Raw genomic sequence first — 22491 nt, forward strand, 5'->3', positions numbered from 1 at the left:
ACCTGCTGTTTCATGATGGCACAACAGTGGAGCCAGGTGAAGGAGTGATCCATGCTCCGTGCAAACGGTTGTGCACCGTGTACTCATTGATCATGCGTCGGGTGGGAAGCGGCCCGGAGGGCAGGTGGGCGCGACAGTGCACCTGTTCGCTCGGTGACGTGTGACTGGCGCGGTCCTGCACATGAAATCCCCCGGTAATACAGCGCCACCGCGACGCTGACACGGGTACGACGGTGGGCGGACGCCGGCCGGTGACGGTGGCGCCGGGCTCCGGCGAGTTCGGCCCGTGGCGTTCGGTTCCGTCAGCCGCCCGCGGGCCGTGACGCTGGATCCTGACCGAGCTGTGCGGCCAGGCTCGTCGGTGCCAGGAAGCCGAGTTCACGGTCCGTCAGGGGCGGCTTGGCCAACCGCGGGCGCAGCGGGCCGCGGGCCGCGCACATCAGGACGCGGGGGCGGACCAGTCGGCCGAGGCCCGATTGGAGTGTCATCACGTCCGTGAGCGCCTTCGCCATCGCGTACGAACCGGTGGACGTCTCCACCAGGCGGTTCACATAACGGCTGACCAGCCGGTCCACCGGATTGGGGGAACGACCGACGGCGCCGGGGTAGAAGACGTCCTGACCGGTGGCGAGCCCCCACGCCACCCCCGCGGGCCGGGCGACCGTGCGACGGATCCGCCGGGTCAGGCCCGGTGCGGTGACGCCCCCGCGGCGCAGTTCGCGGCGGAGTGCGACCGCGCCGAGCGCGGCCACCGACAGGCCGTGGCCGTACACGGGGTTCAGGGCGGCGACGGAGTCACCGATCGCCACGAAGCCGTCCGGCAGGTTGCGCGCCCGCTCGTACAGCCGACGGCGGTTGACGGTGCTGCGGGTCACCGCGATGTCGCTCAGCGGCTCCGCGTGCGCGAGGAGCTGCCCCACCAGGGGGTGGCGCACCCCGCGGGCGAAGTCGAGGTACGCGGCCTCGTCGGCGCTGGGTTCGCCCCCGCGGGTGCCCGACAGGCTCACCAGCCAGCGCCCGTCCTCGATCGGGATGATCGTGGCGATCTGGCCGGGGCCGCCGCGGCGCGGATCGGCCTGGATCGTGAAGACGGGACAGTGCTCGTCGGCGCCCTTCGGCGCGCGGTAGATCCGACTGGCGTACGCGACGCCGGCGTCGACGGTGATCTCGCGGACCGGTCCGGCGCCGAGCGCGGTGAGCCAGCGGGGCGCGCGCGAGGCCCGCCCGGCGGCGTCCACCACCAGATCGGCGCAGATCCGCCGGGCCGGGCCGGCGTCCTCACGGATCCACACCCCGTCGACGCGGCGGGCGCCACCGGTCAGACCCACCGCCTCCGTCCCCGTGAGGACGGTGATCCCGCCGCCCGGCAGCACCCGGTCGCGCACGGCCCAGTCGAGCAGGTCCCGGCTGCACGCGAGGATGTAGTGCGACTCCGGCCACCGCCGGTACCAGCCCCCCGGGGAGAGCGACACCATGCCCGTGGGCAGCGGGATCCGGTGCGCCCCGGCGTCCAGCAGCGTGCCCGTGAGGCCCGGCGCCAGCGACTCCATCGCGTCCGCGCCGCCCGACCAGAGCATGTGGGCGTGGCGGGCCTGGGGCAGTCCCCTGCGGGGGGCCGGTCGGTCCGGCAGGACGTCCCGCTCGATGACGACGACCTCCTGGACGAAGGCCCGGCACGCAGCCGCGGCGAGGAGGCCCGCGATCCCCCCGCCGACGATCACGGCCCTGCGGGGGCCTCGTGGCCGGGGGGACGAGAAGGGTTCGGTCATGGATTGCCGCTCTCAGACATGGCCGCCCTGCGGCGACCCGCTTCGTGGACAAGTGCTTCCCGGACCAGGGGGCAGCGGTCCAGGACGAGCGAGGTCCGCACCAGGTCGTCAGCGCCGGTCGACGGCAGCACGGGCGGTGCACCACCGGCGTCGTCCGGGCCGTCCCGGTCGACGGCGGTGCGGTCGGGGTCGGCGTCCCGGGCGTCGCCGGCCGCGGCGATCATGGCCGCGTCGGCGGCGGCCCGGGCCACGTCGGGAGTGTGGCCGGCGGCGAGCGCCCGCGCGAGGACCTGCCGGTGGACCTGCGCGTCGAAGTAGGGGCGCAGGGTGATGAGCCCGTCGTGGATGGAGGCTTCGCGCTGGGTGAGCCGCAGTTGCAGGGCGGCCAGCGGGCCGATCGCGGCCCGGGCCGCACCGGCGGCCCCCGCCCCCGCCAACAGGTCGGCCAGCGGCTTGAGGCGTCGGTGGCGCACCGCGGTGCGCCACTCGATCACCCCCCGCTCGGTGACCAGCGGCAGGACGAACCCGACGCCGATCAGCAGCGCGGACGCGGACGCGAACGGCCGGGCCACGTGCGTCGACAGGTAGTCGAGGTCGTGCCCGGCCCACCGGGCGCCGACGGCGGTGAACTTGGCCGCGTCGTAACCGGTGTTCAGGACGTACCCGACGACGATGAGCACCAGCCCGACCCGCAGCACCCCGCTCACCCGGCGCGACCAGCGCCAGCACAGCACCGTCATCACCACGGCCGCCGTGGTGTGCGCGAGCAGGTACAGGACGATCATCTCGCGGATGAAGGGCGTGGTGGCGTAGTACGTGTCGAGGTCGCGCAGCCGCTCGTCGGGAGCGTCCCCGAGCGCGAAGAGGACGAACAGCGCGACGCACACGGCGCCGTACGCCAGCGAGCACGCCCACGTCGCCCGCCGGGTGCGCTCGGTGACGCCCCCGCGCCAGATGATCACCAGGATGATGCACGTCCCGCAGAACGCCGACAGCACGGCGTACACCAGCGGCGCGGCGGCGTTCGGGACGCCGACGAATCGGTTGACCGCCGCGATCACCGGGACCATCCCCAACAGGAACACCAGGCTGGCGAGGAGCAGCAACACGCAGACGCAGCGCAGCAGGGCGTCCCCGCGGTTGCGGTGCAGCGCGGGCAGTTTCAGTAAGAACGCCCCGAGGAGGAGGGCGCCGGGCACCAGCATGGTCAGGTCTGTGGCCATACGGAACGGGCTCCAGGTGTCGTCGTCATACGAGGCCGGTCCGACCGGGGGCCCGCACCGTCCGCCCGCAGGGAGCGCTCAGCCCGCCCGCTGCGGTCGGCCGCCGACGACGGCGGGGGAACGGGCCGCATCAGGCGCCCGTCGAGACGCGCTCGGCGCACTGCTCGGGTTCCGTCGCACACTGCACCACGCCCCCTGTCGACCGATGCGGACCCGGTCACCTGCGCGGCCCCCTCGGGTCCGCGCGCCTTCTCAACTCCCCCGTACGCGCCGCATCGAGACCGTCGCCGGCCGTGCGATCGTGCCACCGTACTTCGTACACGTGTGCAAAAGAAGTCCCGCGTAGGGCGCCGCGTGGGCCCTCGCGGCGCCCCGTTCCGGCCCCGTGCCGGCCCGTCCGGACCGCCCGCAGCAGGTGCGGGGGCGGGCCGTCCGGGGCACGATGGCCGCATGCTCCTGGCACGGCTCGCCGAAGTGTCCCGGGACGTGGCCGCCGCATCCGCGCGCTCGCGCAAGACCGCCCTGCTCGCCGAGGTCTTCGCCGCCGCCGCGCCCGAAGACCTCGGCCCGGCCATCTCCTACCTCTCCGGCCGGCTCCCGCAGGGCCGCATCGGCGTCGGCTGGAGCACCCTCAAGGACCCGCCGCCGCCCGCCGGGTCCGCCACGCTCACCGTCGCCGACACCGCCGCCGCACTGGACGCGCTCGCCCGCGTCGCCGGAGCGGGCGCCCAGGGCGAGCGCCGACGGCTGGTCCGGGCGCTGCTGGCCGCCGCCACCGCGCCCGAGCAGCACCTGCTCACCGGGCTGCTGCTCGGCGAGGTCCGCCAAGGCGCCCTCGACGCCGTCGCGCTGGAGGCGGTGGCCCGGGCCTTCGGCGCCGCGCCGGCCGCGGTGCGCCGGGCGGTGATGCTCGACGGCTCGCTGCCGCGCGTCGCCGCCGCCCTGCGCGCCGACGGGCCCGCCGCGCTGAGCCTCTTCCGGCTGCGCGTCGGCACCCCCGTACTGCCGATGCTGGCGCACACCGCCGTCTCGGTCACCGAGGCCGTACGCACCCTCGACACCGCCTGCTCCGTGGAGGAGAAGCTGGACGGCATCCGTGTCCAAGTGCACCGCGACGGCGACGCGGTGCGGGTCCACACCCGCTCCCTCGACGACATCACCGACCGCCTGCCGGAGGTCGTGGCGGCGGCGCGGGCGCTCGCCGGCGACGGGTTCGTGCTGGACGGCGAGGTCATCGCGGTGGACCGGGACGGCCGGCCCGTCGCCTTCCAGGAGATCGCCTCCCGCGTCGGCTCCCGCACGGACGTGGCGACGGCCCGCGCCGCCCTGCCCGTGACGCCCGTCTTCTTCGACGTCCTCGCCGTCGACGGGACCGACACCCTCGACCTGCCCGGGGCCGAACGCCACGCCGCGCTCGCCCGTCTGGTGCCCGAGGAACTACGGGTGCGCCGCACGGTCGTCACCGACCCCGCCGACGGCGCGCAGCTCGCCGCCGCCGAGGACTTCCTCGCCCGCAGCCTGGCGCGCGGTCAGGAAGGCGTCCTGGTCAAGGCGCTGGACGCGCCGTACGTCGCAGGGCGCCGGGGCCGCGCCTGGCTGAAGGTCAAACCGGTGCACACCCTGGACCTGGTCGTCATCGCCGCCGAATGGGGCCACGGCCGGCGCACCGGCCTGCTGTCCAACCTCCACCTCGCGGCCCGGGCCGCGGACGGCTCCTTCGTGATGCTCGGCAAGACGTTCAAGGGGCTCACCGACGAGATGCTGCGCTGGCAGACCCGACGGCTCGGCGAACTCGCCGTGTCCGACGACGGATTCACGGTCCGGGTACGGCCCGAACTGGTCGTGGAGATCGCCTACGACGGGATCCAGCGCTCCTCGCGCTACCCGGCCGGGGTGACGCTGCGCTTCGCCCGCGTCGTACGCCACCGACCCGACAAACAGGCGCACGAGGCGGACCCCGTCGAGCGAGTGCTGACGGGCCTCCAAGGTGCACCGTCCAACCGCTGAGCAGGTGGAACGCCGAAAAATGGGTACGCCGCCGATGGCCTTCGCGGCCAGGATGAGGGCGTGACGACGTACATCGCGGCCCCGGCGCGCACAGGGGAAGAACGACTGCCGGACGGGCGGCTGCTCGGCTGGGCCGAGTGGGGTCCGGCCGACGGCACGCCCGTGCTGCTCTGTCCCGGAGCGGCCACCGGGCGCAGCCTCGGCTTCGGGGCGGACGCGCTGACCGCGCTCGACGTCCGACTCGTCTCCGTCGACCGGCCGGGGCTCGGCGCTTCGACCCCGATGCCGGGGCGCACCCTCGCGGACTTCGCCGCGGACGTCCGCGTGCTCGCCGCCCGCCGGGGGCTCGGGCGACCGGCCGCGGTCGGGAACTCCCAGGGCGCCCCGTTCTCCCTGGCCTGCGCCGCCGCCGACGTGGTCGGCGCGCTCGCCCTGGTCGCGGCGGCCGACGAGATCGCCGACCCCCGCTTCGCCGACGGACTCCCGCCCGAGCTGCGGCACCTGGTGGACCTGTCCGTACGGGACCCCGATGCGGCCGAAGCGGTCTTCGCCGACTTCACGCCCCAGCACATGCTGGACCTGGTGAGGGGCGGGAGCCCCCAGTGCGATCTGCTGGTCTACGGGGAGGAGACCTTCGCCGCCGCCTACCGCCGGGCACTGGCCGAAGCCTTCGCCCAGGGGGCCGGGGGCTACGCCCGGGACACGGTGCTCGCCATGGGGCGGTGGGGGATCGACCTCGCCGCGATCCGCATCCCCGTGGACGTCTGGTACGGCACGGAGGGCCGCAGCCACTCCCCGGACCACGGCGCCGGTCTGACGGCCCGCATCCCCGGGGCCGTGCGGCACCTCGTCCCCGGCGCCGGCGGCGCGGTCCTGTGGACGCACGCCCCGCAGATCCTCGGCACCCTGCTGGGGCACGTCCGGCCGGCCCGGTGACGCGGGGGCGCGGGCGCCGTGCGGCGTGGCGGGAGAGCGGGCGGGGCGGGCGCTGAAGAGGCACGCTAAGGGGTGTCCCGCATCCGTGCTTCCGTGTACGCGAAAGGAACGTCCGCCATGCCCGCGCAGCCGCTCTCCCCGCAGCAGCTTGAGGAACACCTCCGCGAACTCCCCGGCTGGTCCGTCGTCGACGGCCGCCTCACCCGCAGCTACGGCCTCGCCTCGCACCTCGCGGCGGCGGCCTTCGTCCAGCACGTCGCCGTCATCCAGGACGAGCTGAACCACCACGCGGACCTGACGCTGGGCTACCGCACGGTCGGCGTCGCCGTGCAGACCCACGACGCGGGCGGTGCGCTCACCGACCGGGACGTGGCCCTCGCGGAGCGCGTCCAGCGTGCGGCGCCGTCCCACGACGCGACCTGACGGGCCGTCCGCCCGGTGCCGGCGCTCCGCTCACTCGCCCCACTCGCGCCGCGCGAAGGCGGCGAAGTCGCCGGGCTCGCGGCCCAGCAGCTCGCGCACACCGGTGGTGCTGGAGGCGTTGTGCCCGTCGAGGAGCGTGGTGAACAGGTCGGTCAACCACATCGCCTCCGGCTCCGAAAGGCCCGCCTCCTGAAGGGCCGCCTGGTACGCGGCGCCCGGCACCGGCACATAGCGGACCTCCCGGCCCAGGGCGCTGGAGACCTCCGCGGCGACCTCGGCGAAGGTCATCGGGCGCGGCCCGGTGACCTCGTACGTACGCCCTTCGTGGCCGTCCTCCACGAGCGCCGCGACCAGCACGTCCGCCAGGTCCTCCGCGTCGATGAACGGCTCCGCCGTGTCCCCGGCGGGGAAGGCGATCTCGCCGCGGCCCAGGCCCTCGGCCATCGGGCCCTCGCTGAAGTTCTGGGCGAAGAAGCTGGCGCGCACCACGGTGAGCGGGACGCCGCACTCCGCGAGCGCCGCCTCGGCGGCGACCGCGGCCGGCTCGCCCCGCCCGGAGAGCAGCACCAGGCGGCTGACGCCGCTCTTGGCCGCCGTCGCTCCGAAGGCGCGCATGGCCTCCACCGCGCCGGGGGCCGCGAGGTCGGGGTAGTAGTTGACGTACGCCCGCTGCACGCCCTGGAGCGCGGGCGCCCAGGTGTCCGGCGCCTGCCAGTCGAAGACGGTGTCACCGGTGCGCGAGCCCGCCCGCACGGTGATTCCCCGCGCGGTCAGCCGGGGGACCACCCGCCGGCCGGTCTTGCCGGTGGCCGCGGTCACCAGCACGGTGAGGTCGCCGCTCGGAGCCGTCGTGGTGCGGGTGGGGGAAGTCGTGTGCTCTGTCATGCCTCCAGCTTGGCGGCCCGGGCGTGGACGCTCCATGCTCCACAGGCTCAATGCCATACGTGTACGTCTCAGCCCATGGCGCGGGGCCCGTACGCTGGGCGCCATGGACGTACTCGCCGGACTGCTGGACGGCCCCCGGGCCCGCGGCGCCTTCCTGCTGCGGATGGTGATGGCGCCGCCGTGGTCGGTGCGCGTCGCGGACGGGGCTCCGCTGGCGCTGATGTGCATGACGGAGGGGGAGGCGTGGATCGTCCCGGACGCGGGGGAGCCCGTGCTGCTGCGCCACGGTGACGTGGCGATCGCCCGCGGACCGGCCCCGTACACCATCGCCGACAGCCCGACGACCGCGCCCACGGCGCTGGTCGGCCCCGGCGGCGACTGCCGCACCCTGAGCGGCGAGCCGCTGGCGGAGCGCATGTCCATGGGCGTGCGCGCCTGGGGGAACGACCCCGAGGGTTCGGCCGTGATGCAGGTGGGGACGTACCCGATGGCCGGCGAGGTCAGCGGGCGGCTGCTGGCCGCCCTGCCGGACCTGGTGCACCTGCGGGCCGACGAGTGGGCCTGTCCGCTGCTGCCGGTGTTCGAGGAGGAGATCGGGCGCGACGACCCGGGCCAGAGCGTGATGCTGGACCGGATCCTGGACCTCCTGCTGGTGGTGGCGCTGCGGGCGTGGTTCTCCCGGCCGGAGGCGGACGCCCCCGCCTGGTACCGGGCCATGGGCGACCCCGTGGTGGGCCGGGCGCTGCGGCTGCTCCAGGACGACCCGGCACACCCCTGGACGGTCGCCTCGCTCGCCGCGAAGTGCGGGGTGTCCCGGGCGGCCCTGGCACGGCGCTTCCACGAACTCGTGGGCGAGCCGCCGATGGCGTACCTCACCCGTTGGCGCATCGACCTCGCCGCCGACCTGCTGCGCGAGTCCGACGCCACCGTGGAGGCGATCGCCCGGAAGGTGGGCTACGGCGGGGCCTTCGCCTTCAGCGCGGCCTTCAAGCGGGTCCGCGGAGTCAGCCCCCAGGAACATCGAACGGTTGGCGCGGGCGGCACATTCGTTTTGCCGCAACAGCAACAATCCTCGCTCTGATCGCCGTCACGGGTGACCCTGTGGCCATGACCCGACACGACGAGCACCACGCACCGCACCACCACCACCAGCACGACCACACGCACGGCGACGCCGGCCACCTGGACTGGGCGACGATGGGCCCGCTCCTGGAGCGCGGCGCCGAGGTGTACGCCCCCCTCTACCGGCAGGCCGCGGCCTGGCTGGGCGAGTTGGCCCCGGCGTCGGGGGTGCGCCGGATCCTGGACGTCGGCAGCGGCCCCGGAGTGATCGCGGGGCTGCTCGCCGAGGCGTTCCCCGACGCGGAGGTCGTGGCCGTGGACGCGACGCCCGAGCTCTTGGCGCAGGCCCGGGCCCGGGCCGAGCGCCTCGGGTACGGCGGGCGCTTCGACACGGTTGAGGCCGAGTTGCCCGACGGGCTCGACGCCCTCGGCACGGCCGATCTGATCTGGGCCGGCGACTCCCTGCACCACGTCGGCGACCAGCGCGCCGCGCTGGCGGGGCTCGGCGGGCTGCTGCGTCCGGGCGGGGTGATCGCCCTGGTGGAGGGCGGTCTGCCGGCGCGTCACCTGCCGCGCGTCATCGGCATGGGGCGCCCCGGTCTTGAGGTCCGGCTGGACGCGGCGAACGCAGAGCGCTTCGAGGCGATGCGGGCGTCCCTGCCGGACACCAAGGAGGAGGTCGAGGACTGGCGGGCGCTGCTGGGCGCAGCCGGTCTCGACCCGACCGGGGCCCGGTCCTTCCTGCTGGACCTGCCGGCGCCGGCCCCCGCGCAGGTGCGCGAGCACCTCGCCGTCAACCTGGCCCACCGGCGCGGCGGCAGCGAGGAGTTCCTCAAGGAGGACGACCTCGCCGTCCTGGACCGGCTGGCGGACCCCGAGGACCCGGCGGGCGTGCTGAACCGCTCGGACGTCTTCCTGCTGGCGGCCCGTACGGTGCACACCGCGCGGCGCGTCTAGGTGTGTTGTCCCGGGACGTTGGTGACACGCGTGCTGGGTGCTTGAACGGGTGAGGGCCTCCGGTTTTGGTGTGGATTGCGACATCTGCACCAGCCCCGGAGGCCCTTGTGTCCCACCGTAACGCCCCGCTGACCGAGACCGGACGGCTTCGCCTGGCCCGCTGTGTCGTGGACGACGGCTGGCCTGTGCGCCGGGCCGCGGAACGTTTCCAGGTCAGCCATACCACCGCCGCCCGCTGGGCGACCCGCTACCGGGACCTCGGCACCGCCGGAATGGGTGACCGCTCCAGCCGTCCGCACCGCCAGCCCCGCCGCACCCCGGACGAGGTCGAAGAACAGGTCCTACGCCTCAGACGCGAGCACCGGATCGGCCCGCTGCGGCTGGCCGTCCGCTGCGGCATCGCCCCGTCCACCGCCCACCGCATCCTCACCCGGCACGGAATGCCGCCCCTGACCGCACTCGACCGCGCCACCGGCCAACCCGTCCGCCGCTACGAACGCGCCCGCCCCGGCGAACTGGTCCACATCGACGTCAAGAAACTCGGCCGCATCCCCGACGGCGGCGGACACAAAGCCCTCGGCCGGGCCGAAGGCAGACGCAACAGGACCGGAACCGGCTGGGCCTACCTCCACACCGCCCTCGACGACCACACCCGCCTCGCCTACACCGAAGACCTGCCCGACGAAACGGCCGCCACCTGCGCCGGCTTCCTCACCCGGGCCACCACCTGGTTCGCCGAACGGGGCATCACGATCGAACGCGTCCTCACCGACAACGCCTGGGCCTACAGCAAGAACACCTGGCGCCAGACCTGCACCGACCTGGGCATCAGCCCCCGCTGGACCAAGCCCTGGCGACCCCAGACCAACGGCAAGGTCGAACGCTTCCACCGCACCCTGCTCGACGAATGGGCCTACCCCCGCCCCTACACCTCAGACAGCGAGCGCCAGGCAGCGTTTACCGACTGGCTGGACTGGTACAACTACCACCGACCCCACACCGGCATCGCAGGCCACACACCCGCCAGCCGCGTCACCAACCTCACCAAACAACACACCTAGGGTGTGTCGCCCCGGCTCACGGGGACGGTTCGAGCCGCCACTGCTGGGCCGGGGTGTCCAGGTCCTCCCACTGCTGGAGGCGGGCGCCCTCGTCGGGCGAGCCGTCGACGACCTCCAGCAGCAGCCCGCTGATGAAGCTGACGATGGCGACCGTGCCAGGGGCGTCCAGGTGCTGCTCGACGATCCACTCCTGGGCGCCGAAGTTGTTCGCCCGCCACTGCTGGATGCGGGTGCCGTTCTCCGTGGCGGCATTGGCGACGTCGAGGCGCTTGCCGCTGGCGACGTTCACGAAGTGGTACAGCCCGCTGCCGTTCGGCACGGGGTCGATCTGCCACTGCTGGGCCGGCTCGCCGGTCTCCTTCGCCTGCTGGACCACGGCGCCGCTGCCCCTGGCGCCGCCGTACACCTCCAGGACCAGCCCGCTGCCGACATTGCGCACCAGATAGCGACCCGGTGTGATAGCCCCGCTCAACGTCCCGCACTCCTCGTCCGTGCCGTGCCGCCGGCGCTGGGGGCGCCGGGAAGATCGATCGTACGAGAAGGGTCCGACAACCGGGCCGGAGCGGGCGGTCAGCCGAACACGGCCGGGTCGGGGCCCAGCCGCCGGCCCTCGTCGAGCGCGGCGAAGGCCGCCAGGTCGTCCGCGTCCAGCTCGAAGTCGAACACCGCGAGGTTCTCCCTGATCCGGGACGGGGTGACCGACTTGGGGATCGCGATCAGACCCGACTGGACGTGCCAGCGCAGCACCACTTGGGCCGGGCTCCGCTCGTGCTTGCGCGCCACGGCGACCACCGCGGGCGCCTCCAGCAGTCCCTTGCCCGAGCCCAGCGGCGACCACGCCTCGGTCGCGATGCCCAGCCGCTCGTGCACCTCGCGCGTCGCGTGCTGCTGGAACTGGGGGTGCAGCTCGATCTGGTTGACCGCGGGCACGACGGAGGTCTCCTCGACCAGCCGCTCCAGGTGCTCGGGGAGGAAGTTCGACACGCCGACGGCGCGGGCCCGGCCCTCGGAGAGGACCTTCTCCAGCGCCCGGTACGTGTCCACGTAGGCGTCCCGGTGGGGGAGCGGCCAGTGGATCAGGTACAGGTCGACGTACTCCAGGCCGAGCCGGTCGAGCGAGGCGTCGAAGGCGCGCAGGGCGCGGTCGTACCCCTGGTCGCTGTTCCACAGCTTGGTGGTGACGAAGAGCTCTTCGCGGGGGATCCCGGAGGCGGCGAGCGCCCGGCCCGTGCCGCTCTCGTTCTCGTACGCGGCGGCGGTGTCGATGCTGCGGTACCCGGCGTCCAGGGCGGTGGTGACCGCGGCCGTCGCCTCGTCGTCGGGCACCTGCCAGACGCCGAAGCCCAGCTGCGGCATGGAGACGCCGTTGTTGAGGGTGATCGAGGGGACGGTGCTCACGTGGGGTGTGTCCTTACCTGGTCGTGGGAGATCTGGGCTTGCCGTACGGACGGGCGCTCGGTGCGGCGCTCGCGCGGCGGGGCACACCCGCGCCCGCCCGCATTCGCCCGCGGACCTGAAGTGCCCGGACAGGTCCATGGAAAACGATCAACTGCTCGACGGCATTCCCAGCGCCCCCGGTCGTGACGCCCCGCCGGGTCACATTGGCGTGATGACGCCTCGATCCGCGGGCACGATCCGCCCGTGGACCAGCCCTTGTTGCTCCCGAACCGGCGGGCATCACGCGAAACCGGTGGGGCCCGCGGCGGGGCTCTGACAGGGTGCGAAGCATGATCCGTGTGATGACGTGGAACGTGTGGTGGCGCTTCGGGCCGTGGGAACGGCGGGGGGAGGCGCTGGCGCGCGTCCTGGAACGGACGCAGCCGGACGTGGTCGGCCTCCAGGAGGTCTGGTTCGACCAGGCGGGCGACGGCCTCGCGAACCGGCTCGCCGAACGGTTGGGGATGCACGTCGCCGCCGAGCCGTACCGGCGGCCCGACCGCTGGCACCGACGCGTCGGCGACGACACGCACGACGTCGGGCTCGCCGTGCTCAGCCGCTGGCCCGTCCTGACGCGCGAGGTGCTGCCGCTGCCGGCCGCGGGCGGGCAGGACGACGGCCGGATCGTGCTCCACACGCTGCTGGACGCGCCCACCGGCCCGCTGCCCTTCTTCACCACGCATCTGAACTCCGCCCCGCACGAGTCCGCCGTGCGGTGCGAACAGGTCACCGCGCTCGCCTCCTTCGTGGCGCGCGGCGCTCGGGGGCACGCGTTCCCGCCCGTGGTGACCGGCGACCACAACGCCCTGCCCGACTCGGACGAGATGCGGCTGCTCGGCGGCTACCGGACCGCGCCGGCGGCGGGCGGACAGGTCCTCCTGGACGCCTGGGAGCACGCCGCGCCGGACGCCCCGGCCGCCACCTGGGACGCGGCCAATCCGTACGTCGCCCGCACCTTCCCCCTCAGCTCCCGGGTCGACTACGTCCACGTGGGGCTGACCGGGCCGGGCGGGCTCGGCCGCGTCCACGCCGTGCGCCGCGCCGGTGACGGCCCCGTGGACGAGGTCTGGCCCTCCGACCACGCCGCGGTCGTCGCCGACCTCACCTCCCACGCCGTCGACCCGGACGTGGAGCTGCCGCAGCCGAAGGAGGGCGAACGCTGGGCCGTGGGCGCCCTGATCCGCAACGAGCGGGGCGAGGTCTTCGCCCAGAAGCGCGGCCCCGACCGTCGGCTCTTCCCCGACTCCTGGGACGTCGTCGGCGGACACGTCGAGGTCGGCGAGGACCTGCTGGTGGCGCTGGCGCGGGAGGTCGAGGAGGAGACCGGCTGGCACCTGCGGCGGGTACGGCGGCTGGTCGGCGTCTCCACCTGGACCGGCGACGACGGCGACGGGCTGCGCCACGAGGCCGACTTCGTCGTGGACGTCGCCGGCGACCTGGAGCGGCCCGTGCTGGAGGCCGGGAAGCACACGGCGTACCGCTGGTTCGGCGTCGACGACCTCGAACGGCTCAAGGAGAACCGGGACGCCGGCGACACCTTCATCCACGACCTGGTCGCCGCCGCGCTCGACGAGCCAGGCCGGGCCGCCGCCGACCGTCAACGGTAGAGCGCGTCGACCTCCGCCGCGTACGCCTCCTCGATCGCCCGTCGCTTCAGCTTCAGCGAGGGGGTCAGCAGCCCGTGCTCCTCGCTGAAGGGGTGCGCCAGGATGCGGAAGGTGCGGATCGACTCCGCCTGCGACACCGTGGTGTTGGCCGCCACCACGGCGCGGCGGATCTCGGACTCCAACTCGGGGTCGCGCACCAACTCGGCGGGCGGCGGCGCCGGCTTGCGCCGCATCCTGAGCCAGTGCTCCACCGCCTCCGGGTCGATGGTGACCAGCGCCGCCACGAAGGGCCGGTCGTTGCCGACGACCAGGCACTGCGCCACCAGCGGATGGGAGCGCACCCGCTCCTCCAACGCCACCGGGGACAGGCTCTTGCCCCCGGACGTCACCAGGATCTCCTTCTTCCGCCCGGTGATCGTCAAATAGCCGTCGTCGTCCAGCACCCCGAGGTCCCCGGTGGCGAACCAGCCGTCCCGCAGCACCGCATCGGTGGACTTCGGGTCCCCGTGGTAGCCGGTGAACAACTGCCGGCCGCTCAGCCACACCTCGCCGTCCTCCGCGATCCGCACCGACGTCCCCGGCACCGGCCGGCCCACCGTGCCGTACTTGGTGCCCCGCGGCGGATTGGCGACGGCCGCGCCCGTCGTCTCCGTCAGGCCGTACCCCTCGAACACGGTGACGCCGGCGCCCTCGAAGAAGAGCGCGAGCCGCCGGTCCATGCCGGAGCCGCCGGACATCGCATGCCGGACCCGGCCGCCGAGCGCCGCCCGCAGCTTCGCGTACACCGCCCGGTCGAAGAACTGGTGCTGCATCCGCAGCCCCGTCGACGGACCCGGGCCGATGCCGAACGCCCGGTGCTCCACGGCCTCCGCGTACCGCACCGCGACCTCCACGGCCTTGTCGAAGGGGCCGAGCTTGCCCGCCTCCTCGGCCCGGCGCCGCGCCGCGCAGAAGATCTTCTCGAAGACGTACGGCACCGCGAGGAAGAACGTGGGGCGGAAGGTCGCCAGGTCCGCCAGCACCTCCTGGGCCCGCAGCACCGGCTGGTGGGCGAAGCGGACCCCCTTGCGCACCGCCGCCACCTCCACCATCCGTCCGTACACGTGCGCCAGCGGCAGGAACAGCAGGGTGGACGGCTCCTCGTTGGGCCGGGAGCGGAACACCGGCCCCCAGTGCTCGGTCACCGTGTCGGACTCGTACATCAGGTTGGCGTGGGTGATCACGCAGCCCTTCGGCGGGCCGGTGGTGCCGGAGGTGTACACGATCGTGGCCGTCGAGTCCGGGGTCACCGCCCGCCGGTGCCGGTGCACCACCTGTTCGTCGATGTGCCGACCGGCGTCGACCAGCCGGGCCACCGCGTCGGTGTCCAACTGCCACAGCCGCTTCAGCAGCGGCAGCCGGTCCACGACCGACCCCACGGTCATCGCGTGGTCCTCGTGCTCCACCATGCAGGCCGAGACCTCGGCGTCCAGCAGGATCCAGCACACCTGCTCCGCGGAGGACGTCGGATAGATCGGTACGGACTGGGCGCCGATCGTCCAGATCGCGAAGCCGAACAGCGTCCACTCGTAACGCGTGCGACACATCAGCGCGACCCGGTCGCCGAACCGCACCCCGTCCGCGATCAGCCCCTTCGCCAGGGCCAGCACCTCGTCGCGGAACCCCGCCGCGGACACGTCGTCCCAGCCGCCCCCGGCGTTCTTGCGGCAGAGCGCGATGCGCCCGGGGTCGCGCTCGGCGCGGTCGAAAACGGCGTCGGCCAATCCACCGACCAGCGGAGGCGCGTCGAGAGGGGGGACGGTGAACTCGCGCAATGGACTGCTCCTCGTGGCGCTCCGCACAGCGCCGCGACGCTACCCCACCGCCGAAGCCCCGGGCAGAGCGTTCGAAAAGCCTGGACGAATGGCATCACGACAGGTCAGACGCAGAAATCCGGGCACAAGGGGAAGGGCCGGACGGACTTCTGACCGGTGGGTAACCGAGCCGGGGCGGAACCTCCACCGAATCTGTACGACCCCGACACCGCGGTTCGGTCGTTACGCGCGGGGCGTAAGGGGCCACAGAAACCCTGAGGGGCCTGCGGTTCACCGCGGTCCGTCAGTCGCGCCCCAGGTCAATGCGCTCCTGCCCCGCGTACACGTTCATGTTCGCCCCGCGCAGGAAGCCGACGAGGGTGAGCCCCGTCTCGTCGGCCAGGTCCACCGCGAGCGACGACGGCGCGGACACCGCCGCGAGCACGGGGATCCCCGCCATCACCGCCTTCTGCGCCAACTCGAACGACGCCCGCCCCGACACCAGCAGGACCGCCCGGGACAGCGGCAGCCCGCCGCTCTGCACCGCCCGGCCCACCAGCTTGTCCACCGCGTTGTGCCGACCCACGTCCTCGCGCACGTCCAGCAGCTCCCCGTCCTCGGAGAAGAGGGCCGCGCCGTGCAGCCCGCCCGTCTGGGCGAAGACCCGCTGCGCCGCCCGCAGCCGGTCGGGCAGCGCGGCGAGCAGCGCGGGGGAGAGCCGCAGCCGGGGCTCGTCGGCGATCGGGAAGCGCGCCGTGGTGCGGACCGCTTCCAGGCTCGCCTTGCCGCACAGCCCGCACGACGACGTGGTGTACACGTGCCGCTCCAGGCCGGTGTCCGGGACCGGGACCCCGGGGGCGAGCCTGACGTCCACCACGTTGTAGGTGTTCTCGCCCTGGTCGTTGGTGCCGGCGCAGTACTGGATCTGTCGTACGTCCTCGGCCGCGGCCACCACGCCCTCGCTCACCAGGAAACCCGTGGCCAGGGCGAAGTCATCGCCGGGGGTGCGCATGGTGATCGTCAGCGGGCGGCCGTTGAGCCGGATCTCCAGCGGCTCCTCGGTCACCAGGGTGTCCGGGCGCGCGGAGACGGCGCCGTCCCTGATGCGGAGGGTGCGGCGGCGCTCGGTGACCCGTCTCATCTGATCGACCCCGGTTCTCTCGCTGGTCCTCGTGGCGGACACGCCCGAGGCCGTGTCGTTCGGCCATTGTCCGCCATCCGGGCGCGCGCCCCACCCCGCCGGGACCCCGGCGCCGGCTGGGCGCTGGGGTGAGGCTACAGAAAATGGGGTGGTAATCCTGTCGGGTCACCTACCGTCGTACCAGGTGGTAGCCGCCAAGACTGGGTCTGTCGAACGCCCTCGAAAGGGGACCCCCGCCCATGACCGGCTCGCGCATCGTCGCCCTGGGGCACCACCAGCCCGCCGCAGTGCTCACCAACGAAGACCTGGCAGCCCTGGTCGACACCAGCGACGAGTGGATCCGCAGCCGCGTCGGCATCCGCACCCGGCACAAGTCGGCGGCGGACGAGCCGGTGGACGAGTTGGCCGCGCACGCCGGTGCCAAGGCCCTCGCCGCGGCCGGGCTCGCGCCGGCGGACGTCGACATGGTGGTCGTCGCCACCTCCACCGCCGAAAACCGCTCCCCGAACACGGCGGCCCGGGTCGCGGCCCGCCTCGGCATGGGCTCGCCCGCCGTCATGGACCTGAACGTGGTCTGCGCCGGGTTCACCCACGCCCTCGCCACCGCCGACCACGCCGTACGGGCCGGGGCCGCCGCCCGGGCCCTGGTCATCGGCGCGGACGCGATGACCGCCATCACCGACTGGGCCGACCGCACCACCTGCGTGCTGACCGGCGACGGCGCGGGTGCCGCAGTGGTCGAGGCGAGCGGCCCCGAGGGGCCGGGCATCGGACCGGTGCTGTGGGGGTCGGTGCCGGAACTGGGGCACGCGGTGCGCATCGAGGGGACCCCGCCGCGGTTCGCCCAGGAGGGCCAGACGGTGTACCGCTGGGCCACCACCCGGCTGCCGGCGATCGCCCGCGACGTCTGCGAGCGGGCGGGGGTGGCACCCGAGGAACTGGCGGGCGTCGTCCTGCACCAGGCCAACCTGCGGATCATCGAGCCGCTCGCGGAGCGGATCGGCGCGGTGAACGCGGTCGTGGCGCGGGACGTCGTCGACTCCGGCAACACCTCGGCGGCGTCGATCCCGCTCGCCTTCTCCAAGCTGGTCGAGCGGGGCGAGATCGCCAAGGGCGCACCGGTGCTGCTGTTCGGCTTCGGCGGGAACCTGTCGTACGGGGGACAGGTCGTCGCCTGCCCCTGAGCACGGCCCGGCCTTGAGGCCCGGCGTCGAGGGCGGCCCTTGAGCCCGGCGGTTCGGCCCCGGCGGCGTCGCGGCGGCCGGCACACTGACCGCATGGCGGCGAAGCGGAGTGCGGGCCTGGTGCTGTTCCGGCGCCCGGGCGGCGGGAGCGTTCCCACGGGGGACGACGTCGAGGTGCTCATCGGGCACATGGGCGGCCCGCTGTGGGCGAAGCGGGACGAGCGGGCGTGGTCCTTCCCGAAGGGGGAGTACGCGGCGGAGGAGGAGCCGACGGCGGCGGCGCGCCGGGAGTTCCAGGAGGAGCTGGGCCTCGCCCCGCCGGACGGCGCCTGGCTGCCGCTCGGGGAGAGCCGCCAGTCGAGCGGCAAGGTGGTGACGCTCTGGGCGCTGGCCGGCGAGGTGGACCTCGACCTGGTCGTACCGGGCACCTTCACCATGGAGTGGCCGCCGCGCTCGGGCCGGATCCAGGAGTTCCCGGAGATCGACCGGGTGGCCTGGGCGGGCGTCGCGCAGGCGCGCGAGAAACTGGTGGCCGGGCAGACCGTCTTCCTCGACCGGCTGCTCGACGTCCTCGCCGCCGACCCGTCCGCGGGGGCGAAGCGGGACGAAAGCTGACAACGCCCCCGTCCTTCCGGAGGCCGTTCTCAGGATCGTCCTCGCGCCCACCAGGCTTTGTCCAGGGTGTGGAGAAAGTTGGTGCTGAACTCCGCTCAAGTTCTTCCCACTTGGTGAAAGCACTGCTACGTTCCCCTCGAAAGCCTGATCAGTCAGGGCCACCAGGGTCCCCACGCCGATGGCAGGGGAGGGGAGGGGCAATGAGGCGCATGACCGCTCGACCCGCCAACGCGCACCAGGCGCGGCTGCTCAAGCTGCTGCGCGACGGAGGCCCCAACTCCCGCGCCCAACTCGGCGACCTGGTGGACCTGTCGCGGTCCAAGCTCGCCGTGGAGGTCGACCGGCTGCTGGAGACCGGACTGGTCGTCGCGGACGGCCTGGCCGCATCGCGCGGCGGGCGCCGCTCACACAACATCCGGCTCGCCCCCGAGCTGCGCTTCCTCGGCGTGGACATCGGTGCCACCTCGATAGACGTCGCCGTCACCAACGCGGAGCTGGAGGTGCTCGGGCACCTCAACCACCCGATGGACGTCCGCGAAGGACCGGTCGCGATCTTCGAGCAGGTGCTGTCGATGGCGGCCAAGCTCAAGGCCACCGGCCTCGCGGAGGGCTTCGACGGCGCGGGCATCGGCGTCCCCGGACCCGTCCGCTTCCCCGAGGGCGTACCGGTCGCCCCGCCGATCATGCCCGGCTGGGACGGCTTCCCGGTCCGCGAGGCGCTCAGCCAGGACCTCGGCTGCCCGGTCATGGTCGACAACGACGTGAACCTGATGGCCATGGGCGAGCAGCACGCGGGCGTCGCCCGCTCCGTCGCCGACTTCCTCTGCGTCAAGATCGGTACGGGCATCGGCTGCGGCATCGTCGTCGGCAGCGAGGTCTACCGGGGCACGACGGGCAGCGCCGGCGACATCGGCCACATCCAGGTCGACCCGTACGGCCGCGCCTGCGCCTGCGGCAACAAGGGCTGCCTGGAAGCGCACTTCAGCGGTGCGGCGCTGGCCCGCGACGCGGAGGAGGCGGCCCGCAGCGGACGCTCGCCGGAGCTGGCCGAGCGGTTCGCCGCCGGTGGCCCGCTCACCGCCGTCGACGTGGCCGCCGCCGCGTCGGCCGGCGACACCGCGGCGATCGAGCTGATCCGCGAGGGCGGCAACCGCGTGGGCCAGGTCATCGCCGGGCTCGTCAGCTTCTTCAACCCCGGGCTCGTGGTGATCGGCGGCGGGGTGACCGGCCTCGGCCACACCCTGCTGGCCGCCGTGCGGACCCAGGTCTACCGACAGTCACTCCCGCTGGCCACCGGGAACCTCCCCATCGTGCTGGGCGAGTTGGGCGCCGTCGCCGGCGTCATCGGCGCCGCCCGGCTCATCAGCGACCACCTGTTCTCGCCGGCCTGACCCAGGGCCCGGCGTCGCCGTACGCGTACCGCCTGCACCGCACCAGCCACACCAGCACACCGGCACCACCCGCAGAACGAACAGCACACCTGCACCACCAGTGCCCTGCGCCGTACCGCCGGTGCCACAAGCGCCACCGGTACCGCAGCCGTATCCGCCCCTGCACCACGGACGAACAGCGCCGCCCCACCCTCGTAACCACCCCGTGCACCGCACCGGGTAACACGTGCCACCAGTCGGCACGGGCACCCGCACGCTCCGCGTGAGCGCCCTCAACCGTCCACCACGAGTGCCCCCCACACGTACCCACGCCGTACAGCACGGTGCGTCCGCGCCCGCCGCGCCGCACCGCTGCGCGGCAGCACCCGCCGAGGGGATATGTCATGGCACCAGAACCACCCTTGCTCACCATGTCCGGGATCACCAAGTCGTTCCCCGGGGTCCGCGCGCTCGACGGCGTGGACCTGGACGTCCAGGCCGGTGAAGTGCACTGCCTCCTCGGCCAGAACGGCGCGGGCAAGTCCACCCTGATCAAGGTGCTCGCCGGCGCCCACCAGCCCGACGGCGGCACGATCACCTGGCGCGGCGAACCCGTCCAGCTCAAGTCGCCCATCGCCGCGATGCGCCTCGGCATCGCCACCATCTACCAGGAACTCGACCTGGTCGAAGGGTTGTCGGTGGCCGAGAACGTCCACCTCGGCCACGAGCCCACCACCGCCGGCTTCGTCATCAGGGGCGGCGCGGCACGGGCGGCGACCGGGCGACTGCTGGAGCGCCTCGGCCACCCCGAGATCGACCCCGCCCGGCTCGTCGGCGACCTCTCCGCCGCCCAGCAGCAGATCGTCTCCATGGCCCGGGCCCTCTCCCACGAGGTGCGGCTGATCGTCATGGACGAGCCGTCGGCCGCCCTCGACCCCGACGAGGTCGACAACCTCTTCCGCATCGTCGCCGACCTCACCTCCGACGGCGTCGCCGTCGTCTACATCTCGCACCGGCTGGAGGAGATCCGCCGCATCGGCGACCGCGTCACCGTCCTCAAGGACGGCCGGGCCGTGGCCGGCGGGCTGCCCGCCGAATCGACGCCGACGAACGAGGTCGTCTCCCTGATGACCGGCCGGAACGTCGCCTACGTCTTCCCGCGGCGCCCCGAGCGCCCCGCCCCGCAGGACGGGCCGGCCGACGCCGCGCCGCGGACCCCGGTGCTGGCCGTCGAAGGGCTCACCCGCAAGGGCGAGTTCGCCCCCCTCGACCTCAGGCTCCACCCCGGGGAGATCGTGGGTCTCGCCGGACTCGTCGGCTCGGGCCGCTCCGAGATCCTGGAGACGATCTACGGCGCCCGCAAGCCGACCGCCGGACGCGTCCTCGTCGACGGCTCGCCCCTGCGGCCCGGCAGCGTGCGCGCCGCCGTCAACGCCGGCATCGGCCTCGCCCCCGAGGAGCGCAAGGCCCAGGGCCTGCTGCTGATCGAGTCCGTCACCCGCAACGTCTCGATCTCCTCCCTCTCCCGCTTCTCCCGCGCCGGCTGGATCGACCGCAAGGCGGAGCGCACCGCGGCCCGGGCCGCCACCCGGGAACTGTCCCTGCGCCCCGACAACCCCGACGCCCGCATCCGCACCCTGTCCGGCGGCAACCAGCAGAAAGCGGTGCTCGCCCGCTGGCTGCTGCGCGGCTGCAAGGTGCTGCTCCTCGACGAACCCACCCGCGGGGTGGACGTCGGGGCGCGCGCCGAGTTGTACGCCGTGATCCGCCGGCTGGCCGACGAGGGCCTGGCCGTCCTCCTCGTGTCCAGCGAAGTGCCCGAAGTGCTGGGCCTCGCCGACCGGGTGCTGGTGCTGCGCGAGGGCAGCGTCGTGCACGCGGCCGACGCCCGCGACCTCGACGAGCACCGCGTACTCGACCTCGTGATGGAAGGAAACCCGACGGCATGACGCAGCCAGCATCCGCGGCGCGCCAGGACGCGCCGAGCCTCGTGAAGTCCCCGCCGCACGACGGCGGTCCGCGTCGCTCCCTCGGTCTGCGCCTGGACGTGCGCAACCTGTCGCTGCTCGGTGTCCTCGCCGCCCTGATCGTGGTCGGCGGGATCACCAAGCCCGACGAGTTCCTCGCCACCAGCAATCTGCAACTGGTGCTCACCCAGGCGTCCATCATCGGCGTCGTCACCGTCGGCATGACCTTCGTGATCACCAGCGGCGGCATCGACCTGTCGGTGGGCGCGATGGTGGCGCTGGCGTCGGTGTGGGCCACCACGGTCGCCACCCAGGAGTACGGCTTCGCCGGCATCCTCTTCACCGCGGTCGTCGTCGGCCTCGGGTGCGGCCTGGTGAACGGGCTGCTGATCGCCTACGGCGGGATGGTGCCGTTCATCGCCACCATCGCGATGCTGGCCTCCGCCCGCGGCCTCGCCCTCCAGATCACCGACGGCAAGACGCAGATCGTCACCGTGGACTCCGTGCTCGACCTCGGCGTCAAGGACGCGTACGTGCTCGGCATCCCGCCGTTGGTGCTGGTCTTCGCCGGGGTCGTCCTGGTCGGCTGGCTGGTGCTGAACCGCACCACCTTCGGCCGGCGCACCTTCGCGATCGGCGGCAACCCGGAGGCCGCCCGGCTCGCCGGCATCGACGTCCGCCGCCAGCGGCTCTACCTGTACCTGCTCTCCGGGCTGTGCTGCGGCATCGCCGCGTTCATGCTGGTGGTGCTCTCCGGCTCCGGCCAGAACACCAACGGCAACCTCTACGAACTCGACGCCATCGCCGCGGCGATCATCGGCGGCACCCTGCTCAGCGGTGGACGCGGCACCATCGTCGGCTCCGTGCTCGGCGTCCTGATCTTCACCACGATCACCAACATCTTCGCCCTGAACAACCTGGAGACCGCGGTCCAGCAGATCGCCAAGGGCGCGATCATCGTCGCCGCGGTCCTGGTCCAGCACCGCACGCTCCGCGGCAGCGGCGACGCCTGACCCCCCAGTACCACCCTCCACCACCGCCACGTCGGAAGGGT

General features: G+C 73.5%; 19 protein-coding genes. 12 read left to right on the top strand and 7 right to left on the bottom strand.

Features of this window, described 5'->3' with window-relative positions; translation table 11 throughout:
• Window positions 1-302: 302 nt before the first annotated feature.
• Window positions 303-1769 (bottom strand): pyridine nucleotide-disulfide oxidoreductase, encoded by a 1467-nt coding sequence (locus tag AB0E05_RS02720; RefSeq protein WP_361957612.1) that lies wholly within the window; start codon window positions 1767-1769, stop codon window positions 303-305.
• Window positions 1766-2992: an MAB_1171c family putative transporter gene (locus AB0E05_RS02725; protein ID WP_361957615.1), complete on the bottom strand. Its 1227-nt coding sequence runs from the start codon at window positions 2990-2992 to the stop codon at window positions 1766-1768. The genes AB0E05_RS02720 and AB0E05_RS02725 overlap by 4 nt, the downstream gene beginning before the upstream one ends.
• A gap of 450 nt (window positions 2993-3442) precedes the next feature.
• Here AB0E05_RS02725 and AB0E05_RS02730 point away from each other — a divergent pair, with 450 nt between their 5' ends.
• The 3 genes from AB0E05_RS02730 (at window position 3443) to AB0E05_RS02740 (ending at window position 6358) form a co-directional block, all read left to right on the top strand.
• Window positions 3443-4999, top strand: a complete 1557-nt coding sequence (locus tag AB0E05_RS02730) for an ATP-dependent DNA ligase (RefSeq protein WP_361957618.1) — start codon at window positions 3443-3445, stop codon at window positions 4997-4999.
• Window positions 5000-5059: 60 nt separating this feature from the next.
• Entirely contained in the window at window positions 5060-5935 is an 876-nt protein-coding gene (locus AB0E05_RS02735) for an alpha/beta hydrolase (RefSeq protein ID WP_361957621.1), read from the top strand.
• Between the two features lie 117 nt (window positions 5936-6052).
• Window positions 6053-6358 carry a 4a-hydroxytetrahydrobiopterin dehydratase gene (locus AB0E05_RS02740; RefSeq protein WP_361957624.1) on the top strand — a complete coding sequence of 102 codons (306 nt, stop codon included), beginning with the start codon at window positions 6053-6055 and terminating at the stop codon, window positions 6356-6358.
• Window positions 6359-6388: 30 nt separating this feature from the next.
• On the opposite strand, the gene AB0E05_RS02745 is transcribed toward AB0E05_RS02740, so the two are convergent.
• Window positions 6389-7243 carry an NmrA family transcriptional regulator gene (locus AB0E05_RS02745; RefSeq protein ID WP_361957627.1) on the bottom strand — a complete coding sequence of 285 codons (855 nt, stop codon included), beginning with the start codon at window positions 7241-7243 and terminating at the stop codon, window positions 6389-6391.
• 103 nt (window positions 7244-7346) lie between these two features.
• On the opposite strand from AB0E05_RS02745, the gene AB0E05_RS02750 reads away from it, so the two are divergent.
• The 3 genes from AB0E05_RS02750 (at window position 7347) to AB0E05_RS02760 (ending at window position 10323) form a co-directional block, all read left to right on the top strand.
• A complete protein-coding gene (locus tag AB0E05_RS02750) occupies window positions 7347-8324 on the top strand; it encodes an AraC family transcriptional regulator (protein ID WP_361957630.1) in 978 nt (325 codons plus the stop codon).
• Window positions 8325-8350: 26 nt separating this feature from the next.
• Window positions 8351-9262 (top strand): class I SAM-dependent methyltransferase, encoded by a 912-nt coding sequence (locus AB0E05_RS02755; RefSeq protein ID WP_361957633.1) that lies wholly within the window; start codon window positions 8351-8353, stop codon window positions 9260-9262.
• A gap of 107 nt (window positions 9263-9369) precedes the next feature.
• Window positions 9370-10323 carry an IS481 family transposase gene (locus tag AB0E05_RS02760; RefSeq protein WP_361957636.1) on the top strand — a complete coding sequence of 318 codons (954 nt, stop codon included), beginning with the start codon at window positions 9370-9372 and terminating at the stop codon, window positions 10321-10323.
• A gap of 16 nt (window positions 10324-10339) precedes the next feature.
• Here the strand turns inward: AB0E05_RS02760 and AB0E05_RS02765 are convergent, their stop codons facing one another.
• Together AB0E05_RS02765 and AB0E05_RS02770 are read right to left on the bottom strand one after the other, a co-directional pair.
• The gene (locus tag AB0E05_RS02765; protein WP_361957639.1) at window positions 10340-10795 is read right to left on the bottom strand and encodes an RICIN domain-containing protein; all 456 of its coding nucleotides are present in this window, start codon (window positions 10793-10795) and stop codon (window positions 10340-10342) included.
• A 98-nt stretch (window positions 10796-10893) separates the two neighbouring features.
• Entirely contained in the window at window positions 10894-11721 is an 828-nt protein-coding gene (locus tag AB0E05_RS02770; RefSeq protein ID WP_361957642.1) for an aldo/keto reductase, read from the bottom strand.
• Window positions 11722-12062: 341 nt separating this feature from the next.
• Here AB0E05_RS02770 and AB0E05_RS02775 point away from each other — a divergent pair, with 341 nt between their 5' ends.
• On the top strand, window positions 12063-13367 hold the full coding sequence (locus tag AB0E05_RS02775) for an endonuclease/exonuclease/phosphatase family protein (protein WP_361957645.1): 1305 nt from the start codon (window positions 12063-12065) through the stop codon (window positions 13365-13367).
• On the opposite strand, the gene AB0E05_RS02780 is transcribed toward AB0E05_RS02775, so the two are convergent.
• Together AB0E05_RS02780 and fdhD are read right to left on the bottom strand one after the other, a co-directional pair.
• Window positions 13358-15181: an AMP-dependent synthetase/ligase gene (locus AB0E05_RS02780; RefSeq protein ID WP_361957648.1), complete on the bottom strand. Its 1824-nt coding sequence runs from the start codon at window positions 15179-15181 to the stop codon at window positions 13358-13360. The two genes, AB0E05_RS02775 and AB0E05_RS02780, sit on opposite strands and share 10 nt — an antisense overlap.
• Window positions 15182-15464: 283 nt before the next feature.
• A complete protein-coding gene (gene fdhD, locus AB0E05_RS02785; RefSeq protein WP_361957651.1) occupies window positions 15465-16301 on the bottom strand; it encodes a formate dehydrogenase accessory sulfurtransferase FdhD in 837 nt (278 codons plus the stop codon).
• Window positions 16302-16540: 239 nt separating this feature from the next.
• Between fdhD and AB0E05_RS02790 the strand changes: the two genes are divergently transcribed.
• The 5 genes from AB0E05_RS02790 to AB0E05_RS02810 all read left to right on the top strand — a co-directional run bounded on the left by AB0E05_RS02790 (window position 16541) and on the right by AB0E05_RS02810 (window position 22450).
• Window positions 16541-17485: a beta-ketoacyl-ACP synthase III gene (locus tag AB0E05_RS02790; RefSeq protein WP_361957654.1), complete on the top strand. Its 945-nt coding sequence runs from the start codon at window positions 16541-16543 to the stop codon at window positions 17483-17485.
• A gap of 93 nt (window positions 17486-17578) precedes the next feature.
• Window positions 17579-18100, top strand: coding sequence for an NUDIX domain-containing protein (locus tag AB0E05_RS02795; protein ID WP_361957657.1), 522 nt, complete (start codon window positions 17579-17581; stop codon window positions 18098-18100).
• A 209-nt stretch (window positions 18101-18309) separates the two neighbouring features.
• A complete protein-coding gene (locus AB0E05_RS02800; RefSeq protein ID WP_361957660.1) occupies window positions 18310-19491 on the top strand; it encodes an ROK family transcriptional regulator in 1182 nt (393 codons plus the stop codon).
• Window positions 19492-19874: 383 nt separating this feature from the next.
• Window positions 19875-21419 (top strand): sugar ABC transporter ATP-binding protein, encoded by a 1545-nt coding sequence (locus tag AB0E05_RS02805; RefSeq protein WP_361957663.1) that lies wholly within the window; start codon window positions 19875-19877, stop codon window positions 21417-21419.
• A complete protein-coding gene (locus AB0E05_RS02810) occupies window positions 21416-22450 on the top strand; it encodes an ABC transporter permease (RefSeq protein ID WP_361957666.1) in 1035 nt (344 codons plus the stop codon). The genes AB0E05_RS02805 and AB0E05_RS02810 overlap by 4 nt, the downstream gene beginning before the upstream one ends.
• The last annotated feature ends 41 nt before the right edge of the window (window positions 22451-22491 follow it).

It is taken from the genome of Streptomyces sp. NPDC048057 (assembly GCF_040653095.1).
In the GTDB taxonomy this organism is placed as follows: Bacteria; Actinomycetota; Actinomycetes; order Streptomycetales; family Streptomycetaceae; genus Streptomyces.